This is a genomic window from Marinobacter sp. CP1 (assembly GCF_001266795.1).
Classification (GTDB): domain Bacteria; phylum Pseudomonadota; class Gammaproteobacteria; order Pseudomonadales; family Oleiphilaceae; genus Marinobacter; species Marinobacter flavimaris.
Genome location: NZ_CP011929.1, coordinates 4693039 through 4718301, shown reverse-complemented (window position 1 = coordinate 4718301; position 25263 = coordinate 4693039). Strand labels below are relative to the sequence as shown.

General features: G+C 56.5%; 21 protein-coding genes. 16 read left to right on the top strand and 5 right to left on the bottom strand.

What is annotated here, in order from left to right; genetic code table 11:
* Positions 1–92: 92 nt before the first annotated feature.
* Positions 93–1214 (top strand): beta-ketoacyl-ACP synthase III, encoded by a 1122-nt coding sequence (locus ACP86_RS21695; RefSeq protein ID WP_053115384.1) that lies wholly within the window; start codon positions 93–95, stop codon positions 1212–1214.
* Positions 1215–1226: 12 nt separating this feature from the next.
* Here ACP86_RS21695 and ACP86_RS21690 read toward each other — a convergent pair whose 3' ends face one another.
* A complete protein-coding gene (locus ACP86_RS21690) occupies positions 1227–1634 on the bottom strand; it encodes an acyl-CoA thioesterase (protein ID WP_041645241.1) in 408 nt (135 codons plus the stop codon).
* An 89-nt stretch (positions 1635–1723) separates the two neighbouring features.
* On the opposite strand from ACP86_RS21690, the gene ACP86_RS21685 reads away from it, so the two are divergent.
* Genes ACP86_RS21685 through dinG form a run of 5 tightly spaced genes read left to right on the top strand, consistent with a single transcriptional unit; the run spans position 1724 to position 8669 of the window.
* Positions 1724–2512, top strand: a complete 789-nt coding sequence (locus tag ACP86_RS21685) for a VacJ family lipoprotein (protein ID WP_053115383.1) — start codon at positions 1724–1726, stop codon at positions 2510–2512.
* Between the two features lie 29 nt (positions 2513–2541).
* The gene (locus tag ACP86_RS21680) at positions 2542–4029 is read left to right on the top strand and encodes a DUF3336 domain-containing protein (RefSeq protein ID WP_014577215.1); all 1488 of its coding nucleotides are present in this window, start codon (positions 2542–2544) and stop codon (positions 4027–4029) included.
* Position 4030: 1 nt separating this feature from the next.
* Positions 4031–5737 (top strand): ExeA family protein, encoded by a 1707-nt coding sequence (locus ACP86_RS21675; protein ID WP_053115382.1) that lies wholly within the window; start codon positions 4031–4033, stop codon positions 5735–5737.
* A 2-nt stretch (positions 5738–5739) separates the two neighbouring features.
* Positions 5740–6465: a general secretion pathway protein GspB gene (locus ACP86_RS21670; RefSeq protein ID WP_014577213.1), complete on the top strand. Its 726-nt coding sequence runs from the start codon at positions 5740–5742 to the stop codon at positions 6463–6465.
* Positions 6465–8669, top strand: coding sequence for an ATP-dependent DNA helicase DinG (dinG, locus tag ACP86_RS21665; protein ID WP_053115381.1), 2205 nt, complete (start codon positions 6465–6467; stop codon positions 8667–8669). Before ACP86_RS21670 ends, dinG begins: the two co-directional genes overlap by 1 nt.
* Before the next feature lie 264 nt (positions 8670–8933).
* Here the strand turns inward: dinG and ACP86_RS23570 are convergent, their stop codons facing one another.
* On the bottom strand, positions 8934–11654 hold the full coding sequence (locus ACP86_RS23570; protein ID WP_053115380.1) for a LuxR C-terminal-related transcriptional regulator: 2721 nt from the start codon (positions 11652–11654) through the stop codon (positions 8934–8936).
* 246 nt (positions 11655–11900) lie between these two features.
* Here ACP86_RS23570 and cysB point away from each other — a divergent pair, with 246 nt between their 5' ends.
* On the top strand, positions 11901–12878 hold the full coding sequence (cysB, locus tag ACP86_RS21655) for an HTH-type transcriptional regulator CysB (RefSeq protein WP_008171800.1): 978 nt from the start codon (positions 11901–11903) through the stop codon (positions 12876–12878).
* A gap of 27 nt (positions 12879–12905) precedes the next feature.
* Here the strand turns inward: cysB and ACP86_RS21650 are convergent, their stop codons facing one another.
* Positions 12906–13628, bottom strand: a complete 723-nt coding sequence (locus tag ACP86_RS21650; RefSeq protein ID WP_014577210.1) for a phosphoadenylyl-sulfate reductase — start codon at positions 13626–13628, stop codon at positions 12906–12908.
* Positions 13629–13860: 232 nt separating this feature from the next.
* On the opposite strand from ACP86_RS21650, the gene thrH reads away from it, so the two are divergent.
* Entirely contained in the window at positions 13861–14475 is a 615-nt protein-coding gene (thrH, locus tag ACP86_RS21645; RefSeq protein WP_053115593.1) for a bifunctional phosphoserine phosphatase/homoserine phosphotransferase ThrH, read from the top strand.
* 67 nt (positions 14476–14542) lie between these two features.
* Here the strand turns inward: thrH and pabB are convergent, their stop codons facing one another.
* On the bottom strand, positions 14543–15883 hold the full coding sequence (gene pabB, locus ACP86_RS21640; RefSeq protein WP_053115592.1) for an aminodeoxychorismate synthase component I: 1341 nt from the start codon (positions 15881–15883) through the stop codon (positions 14543–14545).
* A 234-nt stretch (positions 15884–16117) separates the two neighbouring features.
* Between pabB and ACP86_RS21635 the strand changes: the two genes are divergently transcribed.
* Both ACP86_RS21635 and ACP86_RS21630 read left to right on the top strand, forming a co-directional pair.
* Positions 16118–16711, top strand: a complete 594-nt coding sequence (locus ACP86_RS21635) for a hypothetical protein (RefSeq protein ID WP_053115379.1) — start codon at positions 16118–16120, stop codon at positions 16709–16711.
* Between the two features lie 151 nt (positions 16712–16862).
* Positions 16863–17828 carry a DUF6160 family protein gene (locus tag ACP86_RS21630; RefSeq protein WP_053115378.1) on the top strand — a complete coding sequence of 322 codons (966 nt, stop codon included), beginning with the start codon at positions 16863–16865 and terminating at the stop codon, positions 17826–17828.
* 137 nt (positions 17829–17965) lie between these two features.
* Here the strand turns inward: ACP86_RS21630 and ACP86_RS21625 are convergent, their stop codons facing one another.
* Complete coding sequence (locus ACP86_RS21625; RefSeq protein WP_053115377.1) at positions 17966–18583, bottom strand: hypothetical protein; 618 nt, start codon at positions 18581–18583, stop codon at positions 17966–17968.
* Between the two features lie 190 nt (positions 18584–18773).
* Here ACP86_RS21625 and ACP86_RS21620 point away from each other — a divergent pair, with 190 nt between their 5' ends.
* The 6 genes from ACP86_RS21620 (at position 18774) to ACP86_RS21595 (ending at position 25258) form a co-directional block, all read left to right on the top strand.
* The gene (locus ACP86_RS21620) at positions 18774–19808 is read left to right on the top strand and encodes a DUF58 domain-containing protein (protein ID WP_053115591.1); all 1035 of its coding nucleotides are present in this window, start codon (positions 18774–18776) and stop codon (positions 19806–19808) included.
* 5 nt (positions 19809–19813) lie between these two features.
* On the top strand, positions 19814–21895 hold the full coding sequence (locus ACP86_RS21615; RefSeq protein WP_053115590.1) for a DUF3488 and DUF4129 domain-containing transglutaminase family protein: 2082 nt from the start codon (positions 19814–19816) through the stop codon (positions 21893–21895).
* Positions 21888–22919: a DNA polymerase gene (locus ACP86_RS21610; RefSeq protein WP_053115376.1), complete on the top strand. Its 1032-nt coding sequence runs from the start codon at positions 21888–21890 to the stop codon at positions 22917–22919. Before ACP86_RS21615 ends, ACP86_RS21610 begins: the two co-directional genes overlap by 8 nt.
* A 117-nt stretch (positions 22920–23036) precedes the next feature.
* Positions 23037–23387: a PilZ domain-containing protein gene (locus ACP86_RS21605; RefSeq protein WP_008171779.1), complete on the top strand. Its 351-nt coding sequence runs from the start codon at positions 23037–23039 to the stop codon at positions 23385–23387.
* A 28-nt stretch (positions 23388–23415) separates the two neighbouring features.
* The gene (locus ACP86_RS21600) at positions 23416–24351 is read left to right on the top strand and encodes an alpha/beta fold hydrolase (protein WP_094182551.1); all 936 of its coding nucleotides are present in this window, start codon (positions 23416–23418) and stop codon (positions 24349–24351) included.
* Positions 24344–25258: a DUF4892 domain-containing protein gene (locus tag ACP86_RS21595; protein ID WP_014577198.1), complete on the top strand. Its 915-nt coding sequence runs from the start codon at positions 24344–24346 to the stop codon at positions 25256–25258. The genes ACP86_RS21600 and ACP86_RS21595 overlap by 8 nt, the downstream gene beginning before the upstream one ends.
* The last annotated feature ends 5 nt before the right edge of the window (positions 25259–25263 follow it).

Here is a 25263-nt window from a genome sequence, read left to right as displayed (position 1 = left end):
GATACTGTGTTAGTATTTCCGGCAGTAGGTCAACGAATTAACAAAACGGGATGTCTGGTGTCCCGTTTTCACAATTATGACGTGGGGTTAGCGTGATTAAAGCCGTTATTAGCGGGACCGGTCTCTACACACCGCCAGCAACCATTAGTAATGACGAACTGGTCGAAGCCTTTAACCAGTATGTTGAACTGTTCAACGCCGAGAACGCAGACGCCATCGCCAGCGGCGATGTAACGCCACTGCAGCCTTCCTCCTCTTCGTTCATCGAAAAAGCGTCGGGAATCAAGCGTCGCCATGTCATCGACAAGGATGGCATTCTCGATCCCAACCGCATGAAACCCTACATCCCGGATCGCAGCAACGAAGAGCCCTCGGTTCAATGCGATATGGCCGTGACGGCCTGCCGTGAGGCGCTGGAACAAGCGGGCAAGTCGGCTGAGGATGTTGATGCGGTGATCGTTGCCTGCTCTAATCTGCAGCGAGCCTACCCAGCCGTTTCTATCGAGGTCCAGGAGGCGTTGGGTATCGACGGGTTTGCCTATGATATGAACGTAGCCTGCAGCTCCGCTACGTTCGGTCTCCAGGCCGCCGTTAACTCTGTCGAGAATGGCAGTGCCCGTGCCGTTCTGGTGGTCAGCCCGGAGATCTGTTCGGGCCACCTGAACTTCCGCGATCGGGACAGTCACTTTATTTTCGGTGACGCCTGTACGGCTATTCTGGTTGAGCGTGAAGAAGATACTCGTGAAGGCCAGGGCTTCGAGATCCTCGGTACCAGTCTGAAAACCAAATTCTCGAATAACATCCGGAACAATTTCGGGTTTCTGAACCGCGCCGACGATTCCGGTGTCGGAAAACCGGACAAGCTCTTCGTTCAGCAAGGCCGCAAGGTATTCAAAGAAGTGTCGCCACTGGTTGCCGAGACAATCCAGAAACAGCTGCAAAGCCTTTCTCTGGCCCCGGATGATCTCCGTCGTATGTGGCTGCACCAGGCCAACCTGAACATGAACCAGCTGATAGCGCGCAAGGTACTGGGTCGGGATGCCACCGAAGAAGAGGCCCCGGTCATCCTGGATGAGTACGCAAACACCAGCTCCGCCGGTTCGATCATCGCCTTCCACAAAAACAAGGATGACCTTGTCAGTGGTGATCTGGGGGTAATCTGTTCTTTCGGGGCAGGTTATTCCATCGGCAGCGTTGTGGTTCGCCGCCGATAGGAGTGAGCTGGGTCAAGACGTTGCCAGTGCCCTGAGGGTGTCTGGCAGCGGAGCCGATGAGCGCGTCTTCCGGTCGAACCAGACGATTTTTGCATAGCCTTCCGCATAGACGGCGCCGGTGTCGACATCTGTCAGCAAATGGTAGGTGTCGAGACTGGTGTTACCTGCCTTGTCAGCGTATGTTTTCACCTCAACCGTTGCCGGGTGGTTCAATTCCTTTAGAAAGGTAGCGCTGGTCTTTATAATAACGGGGCCGGTCGGCTCGTCAGGCCCGCCCAGCTCCAGTGAAGCCAGCCACACAATGCGCGCTTCCTCAAAGAATCGGAAGTAGACTGTATTATTGGCGTGGCCGTATGCATCCATGTCTCCCCACCGGAGGGGCATAGTGATTGTGTTTACAAGATTTCCCGGTACTGACATCGGTTTCTCCGGAACAACGGTTTAATAATAAAAAGTAGCGCCGGTATTTTCGACGAATTGAAACGAATTAAACAACCCAAGAGCAGATGATGAACTACTTTTTTATCCGGCGCCGGCTTATTACCCTGGCCATGTTGTTTTCCCTGTCTGCGCTTCTGCCAGCGGGCCAGGCTATTGCCCAGAACATGCAGGAACCCGCTCCAGAGGGATCTGTTCCGGTTGATCCCGCAGATCCCTGGGAGAACTGGAACCGCAAGGTGTACACCTTCAACGAGACCATCGACCGCTGGTTCCTGAAACCGGTAGCACAGGCCTATCGAACCTTCACTCCGCAAATTGTCGACCGCGGCGTTACCAATTTTTTCAACAATCTGACAGAACTGAGGAACTTCATCAACAGTGTCCTTCAACTGAAAGGGGAGTCTGCGGTGGTTGCCGTGGGGCGCTTCACCTACAACACCACCTTTGGGCTGGGTGGTTTGTTCGATGTCGCAACCGCCTTTGACCTGCCGGAACGGCCCGAGGATTTTGGTCAGACCCTGGGATACTGGGGCGCGGGTTCAGGGCCCTATCTGATGCTTCCTTTTCTCGGCCCTTCCACACCCCGGCACTTTACCGGGTTTGTGACGGACGGCTTCGCGTTGCCTTCGGCGTGGGATGAAGTGGAAAGCCCTGAAGTTTACTATGCAAGGGCTCTGCAAATCGTCGACCGCCGGGCGGATTTGATCCCTGCTGAAAGTTTCATCTCTGGCGACAGTTACGTGTTTGTGCGGAATGCCTTTCTGCAACGTCGCGAATTCCTGATTAACGACGGTAAGGTGGTTAACGATCCGTTTGCCAGCGATGATGATGAGGACTTGATGCTTGATGATTTCTAAGCGTCAGCCGGATTGAAAGGAGATCAACGGTGCTCAAGGACCCAAGAATAGCCAAGTTCCGGAAAATGCTGGCCGACGCGCCCAACTACGAGGTATGGAAAGCAGCGGCTCTGGAACTGGACTTTTTGGAGGGCAACGCCGAGTGGAAAGAGGATTTTGCCTCCGACCTTTATCATTATGAAGTCATCTACGACCGGCTGAGCAACCTCAAGCAGTATCGCCAGCAAAATGACGTGGAACGCCTCAAACGCGCTCTCCGCGAAGGCTTGCACCATGACCTGGGCAATATGGGCAATCCCGCGCTTTATACCCGGTCGCGCGTCGGCACGAAGCATCTGATCGAGGAGTACATCACGCAGGTCTGTGAAGCGCTGGACTATCTTTGTGATCAACCGGTTCCGGGTTTTCCAGTTGCAGATAAGCTCCAGTTCTTCCGCGACACCCTCACAAGTTACGGTCGCCCGGCACTTTTGCTCAGTGGCGGCGCCACCCTCGGTGTGTTCCATTTCGGCGTGATCAAGGCGCTCTGGGAAAAGGGGCTTCTGCCGCAGGTTATTGCGGGCTCAAGTATCGGGGCCATCATCGCTGGCATTCTTGGTGTGCATACGGATGCCGAAATTCCGGAAATGCTGATCCCCGAGAACCACAACCTGAAAGCCTGGAAATGGCGAGGTCTTCTAAGCGCAGTCCGTGGCGACGGGCTCATGGATCAGGAGGAGCTTCGGAACTGTCTGCGGGGCAATATCGGTGAGTACACCTTCGAGGAGGCGTATCAGCGTACCGGACGTTCAATCAACGTTAGCGTGTCCCCAGTACAGGCGCACCAGAAGGCCCGGTTGCTTTGCGGATACACCTCGCCCTATTTGATGGTGTGGAGCGCGGTGCTGGCCAGCGCCGCGGTTCCCGGTATTTTCCCGCCGGTTACCCTGATGAAAAAAGACATTCAGGGTAATACGCTACCGTATATGCCGCGCCTGAAGTTTGTGGATGGCTCGGTCGTCAGTGATTTGCCAATCGAGCGGTTGATGCACCTGTACGATGTCAATTACACCATCGTGAGCCAGACCAATCCCCACGTAGTCCCTTTCCTGAGCCAGCGGGGGCTGGATGAAAAACTGTCCCTCGGAAATCTGCCCATGCATCTGTTGAAATCCGAGATACAGTTTCATGGCCAGGGCGTGTTCGATTACCTGCGAAAACGGGTAAGGCCGGAACTTCTGCGGCAGATGTCCGGTCAGTTGTACACCATTATGGCTCAGCGTTACTCGGGAGACGTGACCATAGCTCCGTCGTATTCCTTCAAGGATTACAGCAGGATGCTGGCGAATCCGGATCCTGCTTACGTGCGGCAGATGATTCTGGCTGGCGAGCGAGCGACCTGGCCGAAGATCTCCATGATTCGCTCCCACGCCCGTATATCGAAAACCCTGGAGCGCTGCGTGCGAAGGCTGAAGCAACAGAACCGGCGCACGGCCGAGCTCAGGCTGATCAGCAACGCGGATTCCGGTACGTCCTGATATGTATTACGACTTTTTCGGCTTTCGCGAACCGCCGTTTTCCATTGCCCCGGACCCTCGTTATCTATATCTCAGCGATCGCCACAAGGAGGCCCTGGCGCACCTGATGTACGGAGTCCAGGGGCAGGGCGGTTTCATCGTAATCACTGGTGAGGTGGGAACAGGAAAAACAACGGTTTCCCGGTGTTTTATCGAGAATGTTCCCGATCATGTGGATATCGCGCTGATCCTCAACCCGAGGCTCTCTGCGCGGGAGTTACTGTCCTCCATCTGCGATGAGCTGGAAATCCCCCACGATATCAGTGCCACCATCAAGGAACTGGTTGATCTGATTAACCGGGACTTGCTCAAGGCCCATGCAGCCGGGCGACACAAGGTTCTGATGATTGATGAGGCCCAGAACCTTTCGGCCGAGGTGCTCGAACAGTTAAGGCTGTTGACCAATCTCGAGACGGCAGAGAAGAAGCTGCTGCAGATTGTCCTGCTTGGCCAGCCTGAACTGCAGGAAATGCTGGCACTTCCGGAATTGAGGCAGCTGAATCAGCGGGTTACAGCACGCTATCACCTGGCCGCCATCGGTCGGGATGAGCTGGCGGCCTACCTGAAATACCGCCTCAGTGTTGCCGGCATGCGGGGTGATATCTTTTCGCAGCGGGCGGTGAATCGCCTCTATCGCGAGAGCCAGGGCATACCCCGCCTGATCAATTTGATCAGTGACCGCGCACTGTTGGGCGCCTATGCCGAGGGTGAGCATGAGATTACGCCCGAGCATATCCGCCAGGCGGCAAAAGAAGTACGTGGACAATCCCTCGGCCCCACGCCCTCACGAGCTCACCAGTCACCAGACAGATCCCAGTACCTTATCGTTGCGGCTTCGATTCTGGTGGCCATCATCGGCACCTCCTGGCTTTTTGAGCGTTGGTCACCGGGCGGAGCGTTTCTCACCGATCCCTCCTCAGCAGAACCTTTACAGGGAGCTGTTGAGCGAGTCGAGGAGCAGGAACAGAAACCATTGCAAGAGATCCAGGAAACCGGGTCGGGAGAGTCGTCAGCACCCGTTGAACTTGCCGTGCCAGGTCAGCTTCTGGATTCCGTGGAGGCTTTTCAGGTACTTTTCGGGATTTGGGGGCGCGAATATGAACCTTCGGAAGCGCCCGTTGCCTGCGAATGGGCCAACGAGGCGGGTCTTGGATGCCTGAGTCGTCAGGGTAGCCGCCGAAGCCTCGAGTTTCTGGATCGCCCGGCGATGCTTCAGTTGCAGGATGAGGCGGGTAACCGGGGGTTTGTCGTGCTCCGCCATCTGGATGGCGATACCGCAGACATCGCCTTGCCCTCCGGCAATCAGACTGTATTGTTTGCCAGTATCGAGCGCTATTGGTTCGGGGAGTATCGGGTTCTGTGGCGCCTTCCGGAATACCTGACGGGCGACGGCTTTTACAGCAATGGCGGGGGCGAGCAACTCTGGATTGGTGCGCGAATGATGGATCTGGCGGACCGTTTCAGTAATTCCCGTGCTGAAAGTGACCGGGTGAAACGGCTGGATTCCGAAGAGCAGGTTCGCTGGTATCAGTCATTGCGAGGGCTTACCGTCGATGGGATCGCCGGAGCCATGACGATTATCCAGATCAATAACGACCTGGAAGCTAACATTCCCCGTCTCAAGCCTCTGCAGTCCGAAGGTCGCCGGCAAGTTGAAGGTCGAGAGTAATTATGTCGTACATTCTTGACGCATTGCGGAAATCCGAAACTGAACGGAGGCAAGGGCGCGTACCGGACCTTGGTCAGCAGGTACAGCTGATCCATCGCCCGAAGAAAAAGCGGTGGTCGCCGGCTGCCTGGGTGTCTCTTGCACTCATGCTCAATGCCGGCGTCCTGGCCTTTGTCTTCTGGCCGGGAGCGCCGTTGCCCTGGGTTTCCGAGTCGCAATCCGAGACATCTGCGGCCTCGGCCAGAACGACAGCTCCTGAACCTGATGCGGTGGCGCCTGCGACAGAGCCAGCGCCGACATTGGAAGATCCCGTTGCACAAACGGGGACCATCCCTGAGCCCGATGCGGGCGAGGCGACGCCGGCGCCGATCGCTTCGGAACCTTCCCCATCACAAAGCCGGGAGCGGGCGACCGTTATCGTTCCCTCATCCGCAAATGCCGAAACTGCTGCACCAATGGTGCAGCCCGAGCAGGCAGGCAGAGTGCCACATCTGGTAGAGTTGCCGCTCTCATTTCAGAAGAGCGTTCCCGATTTGACCTTTAACAGCCATATCTACTCGTCATCCCCTGCATCGCGCCGGGTCATGATTAACGACACCTACCTGCGAGTGGGCGACGTCTTCGAAGGCTTGCGGGTAGACGACATAACGGAAGAAGGGGTGGTTCTGAGTCGTGACGGGCGCCGTTTTCGGGTTGGCGTTGTTCGGGACTGGGTGAGCCCTCGCTGATGGCGCTGACCGACGAGATCAAGCAATCGATCCAGCAGGGATATCGGGATGTGCTGGCAGGCAAGGATATTCGGGCGCGCTATGGGCAACGCCTGATGATTGCGGAAATCGCCAGATACATGGGCGACATCACCGAGAACGATGGCCAGCGAACGTCCCCTGCCTCTGCCTGTGTGGTCGAAGCCGGGACCGGGACAGGCAAAACCCTGGCCTATCTGATCGCTGCCATCCCGGTGGCCAAAGCCCTCGGCAAAACCCTGGTTATCTCCACCGCAACCGTGGCCCTTCAGGACCAGATTGTGCTTAAAGATCTCCCGGACCTGAAAAAGCACAGCAAGATGGATTTCAACTGGACTCTGGCCAAAGGGCGGGGGCGCTATCTCTGCATGTCCCGGTTGGAAGCCCGACTGCACGATGAAGGCAATACCGACAGCGACACCATGCCCCTGTTCCTTTTGGATGGGCCGAAAAATGAAGAACCGGGCACCCGGGCCTTTTTCGAAGAAATGCTCGCCAGTTATGGCTCCCGCGAGTGGGACGGTGACCGTGACCACTGGCCGGAACAGATACCGGACGACGTCTGGCGACAGGTAACCACGGACCACCGGCAGTGCACCAACCGCCACTGCAGCTATTTCGACAGTTGCGCGTTTTTTGATGCCCGTAAAGACCTTGATGATGCCGATATCGTGGTGGCTAACCATGACCTGGTTCTGGCCGACCTTGCCCTGGGCGGCGGTGCCATTCTGCCGGAGCCGGAGAACGCCCTCTATATTTTCGACGAGGCTCATCACCTTCCGGACAAGGCCCTGAATCACTTTGCCGCGTCGCTGCCACTCAATGCTACCCGGCAATGGCTGAAGCAGCTTTCCCAGGCGCTTGTGAAAATGCAGCCTTATCTGGCAGCCGGCACCCAGGCCGCCAAGTCCCTGGATCGCATCAGTTCTGCGTCGAGAGAGGTAGACCTGGTCCTCAACCGGGTTTACGAAGAAGCCGAGCAGAATACCGGCTGGGAGTTCAATGAGGAGCGACGGACGGCGCAGTGGCGTTATCCGGAAGGTGAATTGCCGGAGGCGATGGCCGAGCTTGCAGCCGAAAGCCGGATTGCTACCGCTAACATGGTCCGGCAACTGGGCGTTCTGGCGGACGAGTTGCAGGGCGCCTTTGACGAGCGCAAGGAGCATGAAATCGACCGGGAAACCGCCGAAGCCTGGTATCCGGTGATAGGCTCCTTTCACGCCCGGGCAGAGGACCAGTTGCGGCTCTGGACAGCCTGGTGCGACCCGGGCAATGCCAGTCCCCCCGTGGAAGCTGAAACCAACAGCGAGACAGGTGATGAGCCAGAAGCCAGGCCGAAAACGCAGAGAAGCCCGCCCCCAGCCCGATGGTCAGTACGCCAGCGCTGGGATCACGCCGAAGACATCACTCTTTACAGTTCACCGGTACTGGCAGACAACCTGTTGTATTCCAGGCTTTGGTCTCGCGCTTACGGCGCCGTGCTCACCAGTGCGACCCTGACTGCACTTGGTCGGTTCGATCGCCTGAACGCGCGGGCTGGATTGCCCCAGGGCAGCCGCTTCCTCGTGGTTCCCAGCTCTTTCCGTTACGGCGAAATGGCAACGGTGGAGGTGCCTGCGATGTCTGCCATGCCAACGGATGACGGCTTCGCCGATGAGCTTGTAAAACGACTACCGGACCTCTGGGCAGGCGAGAAGGCGACTCTGGTGTTGTTTACGTCCCGTCGTCAAATGCAGCAAGTGCGAGACGCGTTGGCCCCGGATTACCCGGACCTCATTATTACCCAGGACGATATGGCCAAGGGCGAAGTGCTGAGGCAGCATTGCAGCAGGGTGGATGAAGGCCGGCCGAGTGTCCTGTTCGGCGTTGCCAGTTTTGCAGAGGGTATCGACCTTCCAGGCAAGTACTTGCACCACGTCGTGATTACCCGTTTGCCATTTTCGGTGCCGGATGATCCCATTGAGGCGAGCCTGGCCGAGTGGGTGACGCAGCGGGGCGGCAATCCGTTTATGGAAATCACCGTTCCGGACGCGTCCATCAAACTCGTCCAGGCGGTTGGTCGGCTGCTGCGGACCGAGCAGGATACTGGAAGAGTGACGATCCTGGATCGCCGCATTATTGCCCGCCGGTATGGTCAGCTGTTGCTGGATGCATTGCCACCCTTCCGCCGGATCATCGAACACTGAATCCCACCAGAACCGTTCAGCCATAAAAAAAGAGCCAGCCCTTTTGGGGTTGGCTCTCATCAAGGGGTTCTTTCGAACCCGGGCGTCGAAACAACGCGGAACAAGAAATCTGAAGGCCTGAAGTTTCAGAATTCCTGGTGAGGTTTCCCTCACCGTTGAAAATATAATAGGGGATTAGAGGGCGTAGCCGGATCGTCCAAAGGGCGTAGCGGGTTCAAGTTGTTGGTGCAAAGTGTGAGCTGCGTCACGTTTTTTGGCCCGAAATCAGCCTTGCAGCAACCCCAGTTCCCGGGCCCTGGCCAGAGCCTCGGTTCTGCGGCCCACGCCGAGCTTTCCATAAAGGTTGCGAATGTGGGCCTTCACCGTAGCCGGGGCAACGTCCATTTTTGCGGCAATTTCCTTGTTGGCGTGGCCCGCATGAATGAGCGCAAGCACTTCAAGTTCTCGCTGGCTGAGAGGTTCAGGCAGTGTTTCGGCGTTGAGTGTCGTACGACCGCGCTCACCAGAAATGGCACTAGGTTTTGCTTCAGAATGGCCCTCGCCGGACTGGCGTTGATCGAGAAGCATTTTCCTGACGCTGGCGTTCCAGCTTCCCGGCTCATCCAGTGCTGGCAAACCAAGGAGCAGGGCACGCAGATCGGGGCTTTCCTCCGCAAAGAGCCTCAAGAATCCGGCGTCGCTGGCCAGTTTTATCGCGCGGGTCAGCATTTGCTCCGATTCATCGGTCCGTTCCTGCTTCGCCAGGGCCTCGCCATAGACCAGCAGAATTTCCACCAGGTGTCGGTTGTGGGCGTTGCGTTCAGCCGGTTGCAAAAGAGCGCTGAGTATTTCCTGGGCCCGCTCGGGCTGATCCAGTGCCACCAGCACTCGCGCCTCGCTAATACGGCTTTGTTCAAGATGAAGCGGATTGGTGAACTCGGTATCGGCTCGGGAACCCAGGCAGGCCCGGGCTTTTTCCGGATGGCCTGAAGCCAGGTAGCAGCGTGCCAGAAGGGCAGTGCTTGCGGGTGGCTCGAACACGATTTGCTCTCGCCGCTTGCGGGCGGTCTGGGATGCGTCTTCGAGCGCGTCAATCGCCTCCTGGAGCCTGCCCTCGCTGAAAGCCAGGTGACCACGCACGTACTGAATGATCACGTGCTGGCCCGGTTCGGTGCCCCGCTCAACATGTTCGAGCAGCGGTTTCAGGTGCGTGGCTGCTAGCTGGGGGTGATTTCGTTCGCGATGAATCTCGCAGAGTGTACTGTTCTGCCAGCATGAGATGAGTCTTGGCTGGGTTGGGTCCGCATAGTGTTTGTCCACCCATTGCCTTATCTCGGTGCAGGTTTCCAAAGCCAGATCGATATCGCCGCGATTGTATTGAATCCACGCCAGCAGGCCCCCACTGGAAAGAACCGTACTGGGTTTATGTTCGACCTGTCCGTAACGGACTGCCGACTGGAGCGCGTCTTCGGCTTCGGTGAGTTCACCTTTGCCGTAGTAATCCAGCCCAAGGCCGTAATAGGTTACCGACTTTAATGGTATGCGAGTGTGATCAATCTCCCTGAGCACCTGTCTTGTGAGATCTGCGGCGCTCTTGTCGTCACTCCGGGTGCGAGCCAGATAGGAGCGCATCAACGAGATCTCACTTTGCAGCCCGAGGGCCCCTTCGGCATCCGGATGGGAGTCCGCCACCTGCCGGTCCAGAAGATCCTCCAGGCCGGACAGCAGCGGCTCCAGACTATCCATGCGGTTGGCAAAGAACAGCCCCCAGATCCGGAGCATCTGGAGTTGCGGATTGTCGATGACAAGATCCTGTGGCAGGGCATCAATCCAGTCCAGCACGGGGAGGTGATATCCGCCATGGATCAGGTTGTTGCCGTGCTCGGCGAGCACCCGGGCAAGCCGGGACCAGTCCTCCTGTCGGACGATCTGGGCAATGGCTTCCTGCACGTGGCCATGGGCCAATAACCAGTCCACCGTCCGGTGCCAGAGTCGCGCGGCCGAGTCAGGATCTTGGTGACTTACTCTGAGTTGCAGCGCATCCCGAAACAGGTCGTGATAGCGGAACCACTCGTTCCGGGTATCCAGCGGGATCAGGAAAAGATTCTGGCTGAGAAGTTTTTCAAGCAGCTCCTGGCTGTTATCGGACCCACGGATCGAATCACAGAGGGACGCACAGAGCCGGGGGCAACAGGCCGTTTCAAGCAGAAAGTCCGACAGCTCCCGGGGTTGCTGCTCAAGTACTTCGCTCAGCACATAATCGCTGATGTGGCGCTCATCCAGATTTATCTGGTTTCCACTCGTGCTGGCGTCCTTTCCGGACAATGCGGACAGCTGCATGGCGGCGACCCAGCCTTCGGTCTTGCGGTAAATCGCGTGGACATCCTCGTCGGCGATATCAAGGCCCATGGTGTCGTGAAAGAACTGACGGCATTCGTCTTCAGAAAAGGCCAGCAGGCCAGGGTGGATGTCCTGGATCCACCGACGGACGCGCCAGCGGGCCAGGGGCAGTTGCGGTTCGGTTCTGGACGCCAGGGTTATCAGAACACCCGGCGGAAGATAATCAATGAAATAGGCGAACTGCCTGTGGATGGCAGGGTTGCCAATGAAGTGGAAATCGTCCAGCACCAGCGACCACGGGCTGTCATCATGCGCCAGTGTGTTGATCAGGCCGGTAATGGCTTCGGTAAACGTGTCATCCGAGTGGTGAGCCAGTTGTTTACGCAAATCGGACGCGCCGGTCAGGCCGGCTTGCTCAAAAGCACCTATCAGGTACTGCCAGAATCGCCGGGGCTCATCGTCGTGTTCATCCAGAGAGAGCCAGGCGGTAGGGGAGGAAACCCTTGAACACCATTGCGCAACCAGAGTGGTCTTGCCAAACCCGGCCGGCGCAATCACCAGATTAAGTCTTTTCGGAGCCCGGGACTCAAGCAAGGCACTCAGCCGCTCACGTTTAACCGCGCGCGAGTCTGACGTTGGCCGAAGAAACTTTGTGGTGAGCAGCATGGGTTCCCTGAGAACTGGAGTGTTGATGTGCCCAGACAAGGCATTACGGATTGTGTCCTTTGTATTGGCCAAGTCAAGGGTTGGAGGGGCTTTTCATAGCCTCAGGGTTTTATCAGGGGCTGCGCAAATGCGATTTTGGTCTAAACTGTGTAAAAGCAGTTGCCTATATTAAAAAAGAATGAAAATCTGTATTTTTATGCGTATTCTTCAACAAGGTCCTTCGATCTCCAGGGAGCAGCAGATTCAATGAAACTACAACAGTTGCGCTATATCTGGGAAGTTGCGCATCACGACCTGAATGTCTCAGCAACCGCCCAGAGTCTGTTCACGTCCCAGCCGGGTATCTCCAAACAGATCCGCCTGCTGGAGGACGAGCTGGGGCTTGAAGTATTTGCCCGCAGCGGCAAGCATCTCACCAGAATCACACCGGGCGGCGAGATCATTATTCGCGAGGCCGGCGAAATCCTGCGGCGGGTTGAGGGCATCAAGAAGATTGCCCAGGAATTCAGTAACCAGCGAAAGGGTGATCTCAGCATCGCCACCACGCATACCCAGGCCCGTTATGCACTGCCCCCGATTATCAGTGGTTTTATAGAGGAGTACCCGGACGTCTCCCTGCATATGCATCAGGGGACGCCAATGCAGATCTCCGAAATGGCAGCCAGCGGGGCGGTCGATTTTGCCATTGCGACCGAGGGCATGGAGCTGTTTAACGACCTGATCATGATGCCATGCTACAAATGGAACCGGAGCGTCATCGTGCCGAAGGATCATCCACTGGCGAAACTGCCGGAACTGACACTTCCGGAGCTGGCAGAATACCCGCTCGTAACTTACGTGTTCGGCTTTACGGGGCGCTCGAAACTGGATGAGGCGTTCCAGTCCCAGGGACTGACACCGAAAGTGGTATTTACGGCAGCAGATGCAGACGTGATCAAGACCTACGTCAGGTTGGGGCTCGGTGTTGGAATTGTCGCGAGCATGGCATTCGATCCAAAAACGGACACCGACCTGGTTGCGCTCGACGCCCGCAAGCTTTTCCGTCCCAGCGTCACACGACTCGGGTTCCGAAAGGGGACTTTCCTACGGGGCTATATGTATGACTTCATTCACCGTTTCGCGCCCCATCTCACCAAAGAAAAGGTGGACGAGGCGGTTTCCCATCAGGGCAGCCGGTCTGAAATCGAAGAACTGTTCAAGGATGTCGAGCTGCCCACTCACTAAAAGGTGAATGGGCAAGAGGCGCTCGGGTTATTCCCGGGCGATCAGGTTGCCGGCATGGAGGCCGCATTCTTTCTGGGTGGCTTCTTCCCACCACCAGCGGCCTTCACGTTCATGTTGACCAGGCAGGACAGGACGGGTGCAGGGCTGGCAGCCGATGCTGACAAAGCCTTTCTCATGCAGTTTGTTGTAAGGCGCCTCGGACATACGGATGTAATCCCACACCTCTTTTGATGTCCAGTTTGCAAGTGGGTTGAACTTTACCAGTGTCTTTTCATTGGTCGAGAAGGCGGTATCTTCCTGGATAACCGGGACGTCATTGCGAGTTCCGGGGCTCTGGTCTTTCCGCTGTCCAGTGATCCAGGCGTCCACGGTCGCCAGCTTGCGGCGAAGGGGGTTGACCTTGCGAATGCCGCAACACTCACCGTGCCCATCTTCATAGAAGCTGAACAGGCCCTTTTTGTTCACCAGATCCTGAACTTCGTGAGCATCCGGAAACAGAACTTCGATCTCGATGCCGTAATGCTTGCGAACCCGCTCTACAAAATCGTAGGTTTCCGGATGCAGACGGCCTGTATCCAGAGTGAAAACCTTCAGGTTGTCGGTCAGCTTGTGCGCCATTTCAATCAACACGACATCTTCTGCGCCACTGAAAGAAATGGCGATGTTATCGTATTGTTGCAGCGCAGCTTTGAGAATCGAACGGGGGCTCTGGCCTTCGAGCTCTTCCCGCAGGGTTTGAATATCGGTCATGGCCCGGCATTGCCTTCTATGGATGTGCAAGGGTATCTAACTGACCGAAAAGGCTACCATTAAATGCCTCATACCCTGAAGGAATGACGATCTATATGGTTATTCCGCGTTCAAAAGCGCGGGTTTACACTTCCACGATGCAATCCTGGCCGGTTTTTCTTATCATACGCACCGAATACAGGCAGGCGGATTGACCGTACTGGCCCTTTACCAATCAAAGCAGGAGATCGTTGTGGAACTGGCATGCCTTGACCTTGAAGGAGTATTGATCCCGGAGATCTGGATCGCGTTCGCCGAAAAGACCGGCATTGAAGAGCTCAAGGCGACCACCCGCGATATTCCGGATTATGACGTGTTGATGAAGCAGCGCCTCAAGCTGCTGGACCAGCACGGCTATGGCCTTCCGCAAATCCAGGAAGTGATTGGCGAGCTGGACCCGCTGCCCGGCGCCCGGGAGTTTCTGGATTGGCTGCGCGAGCGTTTTCAGGTTGTGATTCTGTCCGACACCTTCTACGAATTCGCGATGCCCCTGATGAAGAAGCTGGGTTATCCGGCACTGCTTTGTCACAAGCTGGAAGTTGCAGACGACGGCCAGATCACCAACTACCTGCTGCGCCAGCGCGACCCTAAGCGACAGTCCGTGAGGGCGTTTCAGCTTTTGAATTACCGGGTGATTGCGGCGGGTGATTCCTACAACGACACCACCATGCTGACTCAGGCCGAGGCCGGCATCCTGTTCCATGCTCCGCAGAACGTGATTGACGAGTTCCCGCAGTTCCCGGCAGTACACAATTTTGACGATCTGAAGCAGCAGTTCCTCAAGGCGAGTGCTATTCACAACACCTGAGCCGAGAGCTAAAAGCGGGGTCAGAAGAAACCCTTCTTCTGACCCCATGCTCACCTGACCTCAAAGTTCACTCAATCACCAACTCTTCCAGAAACCGCATCAAAGGCCCGACCTTCGCCAGAGTCTCCTGATACTCCGCCTCGGGATCTGAGTCCGCGACAATACCGCCACCACCCCAGCAACGAATGGTTCCCTCGCCATCGCACAGCATGGTTCGTATCGCGATACTGCTGTCCAGAGTGCCATCCAGTCCGCGATAGAAAATCGAGCCGCAGTAGGGACCACGCCAATGGGGCTCAAGCTCCCGGATGATTTCCATGGCTCGTATCTTCGGTGCGCCAGTGATTGATCCACCCGGGAAGGCGTCAAAAAGGGCCTTCATGGGTGTTACACCCTCGGCAAGCTCGGCGCGGATGTGGCTGACCAGATGGTGAACGTTGCGGTAGGACTCCAGGGCAAACAGTTTGTCGACTTTCACGCTGCCCGGCTTTGCGTTCAGGCTCAGATCGTTGCGAAGTAAGTCGACAATCATCAGGTTTTCGGCCAGGTCCTTTGCAGAGCCTTCCAGTTCAGCGGCGTAGGCTGAATCGCTCTGCGGAGTTCCGCCTCTCGGCCGCGTGCCTTTGATGGGGCTGGTGGTGACGGTACGGTTGTGTATCTCGAGAAAACGCTCCGGGGAGACCGAGAGGATGGATGCCTCTCCGGTGCGGATGAAACCGCTATAGGGAGTAGGGTTTGCATCCGAAAGCGCCTGGAATGCTTGCCAGGGATCCCCCGTGAAATGGCCGGAAAATTCCTGGGAGAGATTCGCCTGATAACAATCTCCGGCCTCAATGTATTGGCGAACCCTTTCTACGCTGGCCCTGAAGGCACTCGGAGTTTGCCTGGGCTGAAATCGGGAAAACATAGACCATCCGGTGGTGGCTGCGGGTTCGTCCGAGCCCAGCCACTGCTCCAGCAGATCCCGTGTCTCACCAGGGCACTTCGGATGAATCCAGAGCCAATATTGATCTGTCTTGCGATTGTGACTTGCCGTCCAAAGATAAAATCCTGCAGACATAAGGGGAGCATCCACAGATGGACAGAGCTGCCTGAGACGGCTTTCCCTGACATACCCGAGCTCATAACCGAGGAATCCAATCCACCCGCCGGACAGACATTCCGGGTTGGGTTCCTGTTCGATCTGGAACTGACGGACGAGGCTTTCCATGCTCTGGGCAAGCTGATCGGAGCAGAAATCCGGAGGCACAGGGTATTGGAGCACTTCGGTGGCGCGAGCTCTGGCAGAAAAACCGCTGAAGACTCCTCGGGCGGGGCCGTGACCCACACTCCCAATATAGGCGAAATCCGCTTCCCGGCAGGCATAGCTTAGCAGGCGATGGTAGCCGTCCTGATTGAGTTCACGCATGGTTGCCGGGTTCAAGGTTCCTCCGGAATGTTCAAAAAATGATAAACAGCACACAAAATCGGCGTTGTGACTTTTATGGATGCGCTGATCTAATTAACTAACGCTTTATTCAACTGCTGATTATACGGTTGATCGGCATTCTATCCGAGTTGGTAGGGCGTCCCCAGTATAAAAAAACTAAATGGAAGCGCTTGTCCCGAGAGGCAAGGGCAGTCCTTTGCACATGGAGTTTCTATGAATACCTTGCGATTTGGTTATTTAAAGGTCCTTTTTTTGATTCTTTCACTTGTCTGCTTCTCCGCGACAGCGACCTCTCAGGAACACCAGAGTGAAGGTTCCAGTGTTTTATCTGACGGCAAGCTCACAAAAAAGGAGCTGGCTGCAGCCATGTTAACGGCGGAAAAAGATCTCACTTCAATGCTGAAAGCCTCAATGTCCGTTGTAGAGGAAGAAGTAGAGAATTCGGGGATTTTCGGGCCGGGTGCATGGATGGTTTTAAAAGATCGGAAACTCAAAAAAGTGAGGCTCGATGAGGCAGCGGAGAGCGCGCCTCCGGCAGCGAAGCTGAGGGTCTTCAGGGCCAGTTTAAGGTCCTTAGCCCGACACGAAAAAATTGATGCAAGTTTAATTGTTTATCCGGGAACGATTACAAAGGAGGGAAAGAAAGAGCGCGTCGTAGTCGTAGAACATGAGCATCGTCTTGGCATCGCAGGGCTGAAGTTGGTTCCACTCAAGCTTGGCCAGGGAAATGCCACATTTGGTGCGCCTATCTCACAGGAAAAGTCTTTTCAAATTTTCTACGACCAGAGGGACAAGAGGGCTGAATAGTCGCTCGGCGGGACTTCTTCGTATCCTGAATTGTGCGTTCATTCACGGAATAGGACTGTAAAACAATCTTAAATGGAGGTGTGAGGTTACAGAACTTCACAAAACTAAAACTCGGAAAACAATCAAAAAGAGTTTACTCAAGGAGATAATAATGAAAGGCCTGAAGAAACTTGCTCTTGCTACAGCGGTTGCTGCGGCTCCCTTTGCAGCTAATGCTGACCTAAAAGCGTTGGATGACAGCGCGATGGGTAATGTAACCGGCCAGGCAGGTGTAACCATTGAATTGGAAACCCGCGTTTCTATTGGTGAGTTCACCTACACTGACGAAGGTACTTTTGCCGTTTCCGATATTGAAATCGGCGGTGCAAATGCCAGTGGGTTAATCGCTCCCGACGGGAATGGGGGGTTTGAGCCACAGCCTGGCCTGGCTACCCAAAGTGGACTGCTGGACGATTTGAAAATTGATATCGACGTTGCAGCAGACGGCGATGCAGTAATTCACGTTGGCTCTAATACTGGCGCTCCGATTGATTGGGGTATGCAAGTTGGTGAGATGTCTTTGCGTGACAACGTGGATGGATCTTCTGCCACTGAGAATACTACACTGATTTCAGGTATGAAGGCGTGGGGTTTGTTGGGCGCTTTGGACATTCGGGTTGATACCACCGATGTTGCAGCTGGCCCTGACACTGGTACCTTGAACCTGGATGCGGCATTCACGGTCGAGCAAATGGATTTCGAGGTCGATTTCCTGGCGGTCGGTATCACAGGCCTGAGCATTAAAGGTGCTAATGCTGGCGGTGAGACCTATACTGAGGCAGAGATTGCTGATCTGCTCACCGATGCGAATGGTGAAGATCAGGTGCTCGAAGGCACCTTGGCTGCGCTTGCTTCTGGGGTTAACCCTACCGGTCAATCGTTCGCGGTTGCCCGCTTAGATGTATACAAGGGTGAGAACCTCAACGGATCGAAGCAAGGCGTTCTGCGCGTGGATGTTGATGATGTTCTTATGGATGTAAACATCCAAGAAACCCGTGTAGGTGGTACCAACATAGGTACTATCGGTATCGATAACCTGCACATCTCCGATACCAAGCTTGCTGTTTACGGTAAATAATTTTACCAGACGCCATAGTATTGGTTAAACGCCCCGCTCCGCGGGGCGTTTTTATTGGCCAGAAGAAAACTGGAGCCAATAAAAAAACGGCAGCCAATCCTGGCTGCCGTTTTCAAATCGAATCAACGAATTCTGCCTTACTGATCCGGTACCGCAATAGAAAGATCAAACCCGCCACCAGGCCTTGGCGTCAGAGTAACCGGCCCTTCATTAATCGCCTGTGGAACCTGGATCTGGTCAATCCCCGGCGGGTTACCAATACTGAAATTCAGATTTTGCCCATCAAACCCGATCCCCAGTTGATCGTTAAGAAACGTCTGCGTAAACGGCTCTTCCGGGATCTGTGCCTGCTGTCCGAAGATTATTGGTGGAATCGTTGGCGTAAACTCAGCCGGCGGCTGTGCCCGGGCGATTTCTTCCTGGGGCAGGAGCAGGGCGCGCCGTAGAAATTCCTCTTCAGCGTTTTCCAGGGCATCGGTCTTACCCTCATCAACGTATCGTTGCAGGGCGTCACGGTAGGCTTCTTCTTCAGCTTCGGTCAGCACCGGTTCACCGGGGGATATGGTGAGGGAGCGCAGGATACGTTGCCGGTCGGCGTCGGATTTTTTGCGCTCTTTGGGCACAACAATAACGGCGGAATCCTTTACGTAGGTCTCTACCATTTCGTCCGAGGTCATGGTCTGAACGCCAGCATAGGCAGGTAAAGCAACAACCAGACTGCTGATGGCGCTGGTGAGCAGGTGTCGGCGTTTCATAATCTGGACCCTTGTTGTTTAAAAAATACGCTCCCTGAGTCGAGTATTCGGTTTGTAGGACAGGAATTCAAGCTGGAAGATCCGGGATTGTGATCAGAATCTTTGATTTTTCGGTACTGTTACTAATCACAGCAAAATCATGGTCGAATACCATGAACTTTTTTTGGCGTTGCAGGGCCTCAGTGACACTATGAAAAATCCGTTCAGAAACCGATTTCGTCGCTGGATTAACCGACGGATTCCGCGGTCCGATCTACAGACCTTCAGTCAGAAAAACATCTTCATTCTGCCCACCGGCGCAGGGGTCGTGTTTGGGCTTTTGCTGGTCATCATGCTGTTAACCGGCATCAATTATCAGAACAGCCTCATTTACCTCACCACCTTCCTGCTGGGCGCTGCGTTTGTCGGGGCCATGCACCAGACCCATCGGAACCTGTCGGGCGTTGAACTCACCCTGGTTCAGCCGGGAGAGGGTTTTGCTGGCGATGATATCCCTTTTCGCTTTCGTTTGAAGGCTGGCCGGGATGATGCCATCGCCATGCTGCTCTCTTGCGAGGAATCCGGTCTTGCGCCGGTGCACGTCCAGTCAGGGCAGTCTGAGGATGTCACTTTGCCGGTTCATTCCGCTCATCGGGGTTATTTGCGGCCCGACCGGGTTCGTATCGAAACCCGTTTTCCGTTTGGTCTTCTGAAGGCCTGGTCCTGGCTTCGGCCGGTGTCAGCCGGGGTTGTGTTCCCGCGGCCGGTTCCTGCGCCAGAAGCTTTCAGCACTGTCGAGGATGGCGAGGAGTCTGCAGAGGTACGGTCCGTTGAAGGGAACGATCATGCCGATATCCGGCCCTGGCGGGAAGGTGATCTGAGCCAGCGGGTGCTTTGGAAGCGGTTTGCCCGAACCGGGCAGATGGTGGTTGCCGACTGGGAGGGTGAGCAGGGTAGTCCCTACTGGCTGGATTTTAATGCCTATCCGGGCGCGGATTATGAATTGCGGCTGAGTTACCTGGCGTATCTGGTAAACGAACGAGGCCGCAGTGGTGTGCGGTTTGGATTGAATCTTCCGGGGCAGATCATCGAGCCTGATTCCGGACCGGCCCATGCGGCCCGGTGCCTCCGGGTATTGGCAACCTGGGGTGAGGAGCGGCCGCGGGATGCGATGGCTGAGCCCCATGGAACGCGAAAGAAACAAAGAGAGACAACCTCCCAGTGGGTTACGGAGGGGCAGGCTTGAGTTTGATGGACCGCCTTAGAGGCAATGAGTCGGATGAAGGGACAACGACTAATCTGCCTTCCCGGGCTTTGCTCTGGCTGATTGCCAGTTTTGCCCTGTTACTGTCGCCCCAGTGGGACCGTCTGCCCCTGTGGCTGATCGCCGCCTGTGCCGTGTTGGCCGCGTGGCGATGGCTGGCGCAGTACGGGCGGGTAAGGCTTCCCGGCCGCTTGTTACGCACCGGGATCATGCTGGTGCTGATTGGTGTTTATGTCGCAACGGTTCAGGGGCGGTTTACGGTGGACACTGCCGCCTCGTTTTTTGTTCTCGCGGTGGGTCTCAAATGGCTGGAGACCCGGTCAGTCAGGGACTTCTATGTTCTGTTTTTTATCCTTGTCTATCTGGCAACGGTCAATTTTCTGTTCCATCAGGAGATTCTCTGGGCCCTGGTGAATTTCGCCGGCATAGCGCTATTGCTGGTGGGGTTACAGGTGCTGAATGCGCCGGAATTACCCGGGGGAATGACCTCTGGCTGGCGCAGGCTGGGTGGGATGTTTCTGAAGACACTGCCGATTGTGGTTCTGTTGTTTGTGTTTTTCCCGCGGATGTCGCCTTTGTGGAGCGTGCCGCTGGTATCGGGTGAGGCTCGTACGGGCATCAGCGACACCATGCGACCCGGCGATATTTCCAATCTTGCCCAGAGCAGTGAGCGAGCCTTCCGGGTAACGTTCGGAGGCGAGATGCCTGCCTACCGCGACCGGTACTGGCGGGGTCTGATTCTCGATTATCTGGATGGGGAGACCTGGCGCCAGGGCCAGCGCGAGGGTTTTCGCCCTCTTGGTCGGGTTGCGATTGATGGGGGCATAGGAGAGCTGGAATCGAACCAGTATGACGTTCTTCTGGAGCCAACCGATCAGCGCTGGGCGTTCGCACTTGAGAACTCCAGGGCGGTCTCGGACAACGTATTTGAAGACAGTGCCGATCTTTTCAGATTTCGACGTCCTGCCGACAGCCCGGTCCGTTACCGGCTGGCCCTGGAGGGAGAGGCTTCGACGGCTGAGACACAAAGCCCCGCCGAGTTGCGGCGTTACCTTCAGTTGCCCCGGGAAGGCAATCCGAGAGCCCGGGAGTTGGCCCGGGAGCTTCGTCGAAGTATGGGCGACGAGCAGGTGATTCGTGCTCTGTTGCAACGATTCCGTGAGCAGGAATACTTCTACACCCTGCGGCCACCGGCCATGCCCGATGATGGCATTGATTCCCTGTTGTTTGATGCAAAACGCGGTTTCTGCGCCCACTACGCGGGTGCAACCACCTTCGTTTTACGGGCTGCCGGTATTCCCTCGCGGGTTGTGGTCGGCTACCAGGGTGGCGAAACCGGAGCGGGGGGCGATTACCTGATTGTGCGCCAGTATGATGCCCATGCGTGGGTAGAAGCCTATGTCGATGGGCGAGGGTGGGTAAGGATCGATCCTACGGCGGCCATTGCGCCGGACAGGATCGAGTCCGGTCTTCGGGACGCCGTTGCCGAAGAGGGATCCTTTCTGGAGGATAACTGGGCCTCGCCTCAGCGTTACGCCGATGTCGCCCTGGTGCAGTGGGCAAGCCTTCAGCTTGATCGTATCAACTACCAGTGGCAGCGCTGGGTAGTGGGTTACCAGGGGCAGAGCCAGATGGATCTGATGTCCAGGCTGCCAGGTGGTTTCGGCATGCGCGAGCTGGGGTATATGACAGCCGGTATCGTTGGCGCCGGCTTGCTGATCGCCGGGCTGATTTCCGCTTTCCAGATGCGGCGCGGAGAACGACGTGACGCGTTTCGGAGAGTGGTGGATACCTGGCATCGGCTGTGTGCCAGTGCCGGGGTGCCTGTGCGCCATGGTGAAACGCCATCGGTGCTCGCGTCACGACTGGCGAAAGCGGAACCGGCGGCTGCGGATTCGGCGAGGCTTTTTGCCCGCCTGGTCAACAGCCATTACTATAGCGCTGATAAAGACGACGAGGGCGGTGAACAGCTGAAGCGAATGCGCCGCCTGCTCGCCACTATGAAGCGTCAACTACGGAAGCGCCAATTGCGCAGATCAAGGACCCGGACAGGAAGACCTCGTGACTGATATTGCCCAAGACATGCCCTGGCTCAGCCGCGCCTGGCAAACCGTCCAGAGCCGGGTAGCAGAAGACAGGCTCCCGCACGCCCTTATCCTTGCGGGGGAGCGTGGTGTGGGTAAGCGTGCCTGGGCCGGGGCGGTCGGCGGATTGTTGCTGTGTGATAACCGTCTGAACCGGGATTCTGGCCAGCCAATCGCCTGTGGCCATTGTAAGCAGTGCGAGCTCCTGGCCGCTGCCAGCCACCCCGATATCCGGGTTTATACGCCGGAAAAATCCCGCATGGTGAAGGTAGACCAGGTGAGGGCGCTGTCGTCGTTTGCGGTGGCGTCTCCCCAGCTGGCACACCACAAAGTGGCGATCATTGATCGTGCGGATCAATTGAATATCAATGCGGCGAATGCGTTACTCAAAACGCTGGAAGAGCCGCTGCCGGACGTGACCCTGATCCTGTTGCAGGAAAGCGGGCGTCCGGTCCTGCCCACCATTCGGTCCCGATGCCAGACATTGACTGTGCCGGTGCCCGCTAACAGCGAAGCGAACCAGTGGCTCGCGAGCCGTGTTCGGGAACTGCCCGAGGATGCGCAACCGTCTTCGGAGGTTCTGGCCAAAGCCCTGATGCTGGCGGGGAATGCGCCGAGGCTGGCTCTCGACTATGCCACCGGCGATTTCATTGGTCTGCGGGATACGGCGCTGGAACGGTTCAAGGAATTCATGAAATCCCGGATTCCGGTGGGTGAAGCCGCCAAGGCGTTCAAGGCGATGGGCCTGGAGGACACCCTGTGGTTGTTCGAAACCTGGGCAGCGGATCTGGCCCGCCTGATTGTTGGCGGCAATGCGCGGGACACCGATGCGGCCGATATGCTCGGCTTCCTTGCCAGGACCACTTCCGCCTGGCGGGCCCATGAACTGCTTGATATGGTAAAGGACTCTAGGGCGGCAAGTGTTTATAACGCCAGCCCGGAGCTGGAAGCGAGCCGGCTTCTGATTGCCTGGCAAAAGCTGATGCCGGTCAAACGGCCGGCAGCTTAGTTGCCCGGCCTCCGCCGGATTGCGCCTTTGGTGCCAACAGCTGCTATGATTCCGGAATGAAAGGGATTTTCAGATCCCGAAAATTATTCAAAACGATCTATTAGAAAGGTGTCAGTTATGGGGCCAGGATTTGGCGCGCGCAGTGGCATTCTTACCCTGACGATTAAAGACAAAGCGGTACTTTACGCTGCGTACATGCCTTATATCCGTCAGGGTGGTCTGTTCATCCCCACCCAGAAACAGTACCAACTGGGCGACGAGGTTTTCCTGCTTCTCAATCTGATGGATGAGCCGGAAAAGATACCGGTCGCCGGCAAAGTAATATGGATAACACCCAAGGGTGCCCAGGGTAATCGGGCGGCGGGGATCGGCGTCCAGTTCAACGGGGATGACGAAACCGCCCGTACCAAGATTGAATCCTACCTGGCAGGCTCGCTGAGTTCGGATCGACCAACCCACACGATGTAAGGGTGAAGCCTGCATGAATGATATGGCGATGCTCACGGAAGCTTCGGAAGGCCAGGCAGGGAGAGAACTCACTGGGAAAACCTCTCAGGCCTTCAGGGAGTCTGAGTGGAAACTCAGGCACATCACCCTGGCCGGCCTTAGCTGGCCTGCCGCTACTGATGCCCAAGATAATACACCGATCATAATGCTGCATGGTTGGCTCGATAACAGCCTTACCTTTGTGAAGCTCGCACCGGAGCTGGCGCGACTCGGGCCCGTCTACGCGCTGGACTTCGCCGGGCATGGCCATTCCGGGCACCGGCCAGAGGGGCAGAGTTACCTCTTGATGGACTATGTGGCGGATCTTGCCGAGCTGGTTGAACGCTATTTCCAGGAAACACCGGATGGCAGGATCAACCTGGTCGGGCACTCGCTTGGGGGGATTGTCGGAGCGCTCTACGCGGCCGCCTTTCCGGAGCGAATTCGAAACCTTGTCATGATCGACAGCCTGGGCGCACTGAGCCGTCCGGTTAAGGAAACCATTCCCCAGCTCCGGAAAGCTGTGAAAAAACGCATTGCCGGCTCTGGCCGCCAGGTTGTCTATCCGGATATCGCCACGGCCGCCAAAGCACGGGAGGGCGGGCTGAGCCCGCTCAGCCCCGAGGCCGCGCTGACACTCATTCCGCGCAATATGAAACCCGAGGGAGAGGGCTACGTCTGGCAGACCGATCCCAGGTTACGGCACCCGTCTCCATTGATGATGACCGAAGAGCAGGTGCTGGCTTCGCTGTCTGCTATCGAAACCCATGTGCTTTTTGTCAGAGCCGATGCAGGACTTCTTTCGTACAGAAAGGATCTGGATAAACGCGCTGACGCTATCGCCAACCTCCAGATCGTAAACGTGCCGGGAGGTCACCATTGCCATCTGGATGGCGAGACCGGGCCGGCTGCAATAGCCATCAGACAATTCCTGGAAAATGAGTAATCGCTTGCTGAAATTACTGTTCACACGTTTCTTGGTACCGATCCTCGGATTATTGGCACTGTCTTCCGGTGTGCAGTCTGCTCCGGAGGATATGCCCGAGGCCTATCAACAGTCGACGCTTGAAGATACGGTCTCGATTCAGTCGTCGGGACACCTGGTATTGTTCAGCCCCGTGCGGGAAGTCAATAACGAGATTCGCTCCGAAACCCTGGCCCGCTTGCCCGTGACTGGGGAAGGGCGCCTGTACCGGATTGCCCGAGACTCAAGTCGCGAGGAAGCGCGGGACCACTACCTGGGTCTGTTGCGCCAGAGAAACGCCCAGATTCTGTTCGAGTGCTCCAGTATCCGTTGTGGAAGAAGCAACGTATGGGCGAACCAGATCTTTAATCAGGCCGTTCTCTATGGCCGTGATGCAACCCAGGATTATCTGGTGGCGGGCACCGTTGCCGAGGACGGCGCCCGTTGGCTGACCCTCATTTACACGGTGACTCGCGGCAACCTTCGGGAGTATGTTTGGGTGGAGCACCTGCGGGTTGAATCCGGCGCGACCATTCCCGGCTTTGGCACCATGGCCAACCGCGTCGAAGGGCCGATTATTGTTCCCTGGCAAGGCGGTGTAACCTACCGGTTCGATTGGCAGGCAACGGATCGTAGGCGGGTGAATGATCTGGCCCGTGAAGAGGGTACGGTGGTTGCACTGGTGGGCTATTCTGTATTGGAGACTGATGAGTCCTTCAGTGATGCGATGGAGCGTGCCCGCCTGGCTACCGAATCGTTGTCGGAGGTCCTGTCCAAAACGGGTGTCTCCCGGGCTCAACAGGAGATAATCGTTGTGGGGCCGGCAGGTGTCTTCAGTGATCCAGACAGGCAGGGCGACCGGGTAGAAGTGGTGGTGATCTCGAGGTAATGATT

Coding starts and splice junctions, on each gene's coding strand:
- ACP86_RS21690 (WP_041645241.1), bottom strand. CDS start 1,634: ATGTCAGTACCGGGAAATCTTGTAAACACAATCACTATGCCCCTCCGG.
- ACP86_RS21635 (WP_053115379.1), top strand. CDS start 16,118: ATGAATACCTTGCGATTTGGTTATTTAAAGGTCCTTTTTTTGATTCTT.
- ACP86_RS21605 (WP_008171779.1), top strand. CDS start 23,037: ATGGGGCCAGGATTTGGCGCGCGCAGTGGCATTCTTACCCTGACGATT.
- ACP86_RS21615 (WP_053115590.1), top strand. CDS start 19,814: ATGGACCGCCTTAGAGGCAATGAGTCGGATGAAGGGACAACGACTAAT.
- ACP86_RS21595 (WP_014577198.1), top strand. CDS start 24,344: ATGAGTAATCGCTTGCTGAAATTACTGTTCACACGTTTCTTGGTACCG.
- ACP86_RS21600 (WP_094182551.1), top strand. CDS start 23,416: ATGCTCACGGAAGCTTCGGAAGGCCAGGCAGGGAGAGAACTCACTGGG.
- dinG (WP_053115381.1), top strand. CDS start 6,465: ATGGCGCTGACCGACGAGATCAAGCAATCGATCCAGCAGGGATATCGG.
- pabB (WP_053115592.1), bottom strand. CDS start 15,883: ATGCGTGAACTCAATCAGGACGGCTACCATCGCCTGCTAAGCTATGCC.
- ACP86_RS21630 (WP_053115378.1), top strand. CDS start 16,863: ATGAAAGGCCTGAAGAAACTTGCTCTTGCTACAGCGGTTGCTGCGGCT.
- ACP86_RS21625 (WP_053115377.1), bottom strand. CDS start 18,583: ATGAAACGCCGACACCTGCTCACCAGCGCCATCAGCAGTCTGGTTGTT.
- ACP86_RS21670 (WP_014577213.1), top strand. CDS start 5,740: ATGTCGTACATTCTTGACGCATTGCGGAAATCCGAAACTGAACGGAGG.
- ACP86_RS21650 (WP_014577210.1), bottom strand. CDS start 13,628: ATGACCGATATTCAAACCCTGCGGGAAGAGCTCGAAGGCCAGAGCCCC.
- ACP86_RS21620 (WP_053115591.1), top strand. CDS start 18,774: ATGAAAAATCCGTTCAGAAACCGATTTCGTCGCTGGATTAACCGACGG.
- ACP86_RS21675 (WP_053115382.1), top strand. CDS start 4,031: ATGTATTACGACTTTTTCGGCTTTCGCGAACCGCCGTTTTCCATTGCC.
- cysB (WP_008171800.1), top strand. CDS start 11,901: ATGAAACTACAACAGTTGCGCTATATCTGGGAAGTTGCGCATCACGAC.
- ACP86_RS23570 (WP_053115380.1), bottom strand. CDS start 11,654: ATGCTGCTCACCACAAAGTTTCTTCGGCCAACGTCAGACTCGCGCGCG.
- ACP86_RS21685 (WP_053115383.1), top strand. CDS start 1,724: ATGAACTACTTTTTTATCCGGCGCCGGCTTATTACCCTGGCCATGTTG.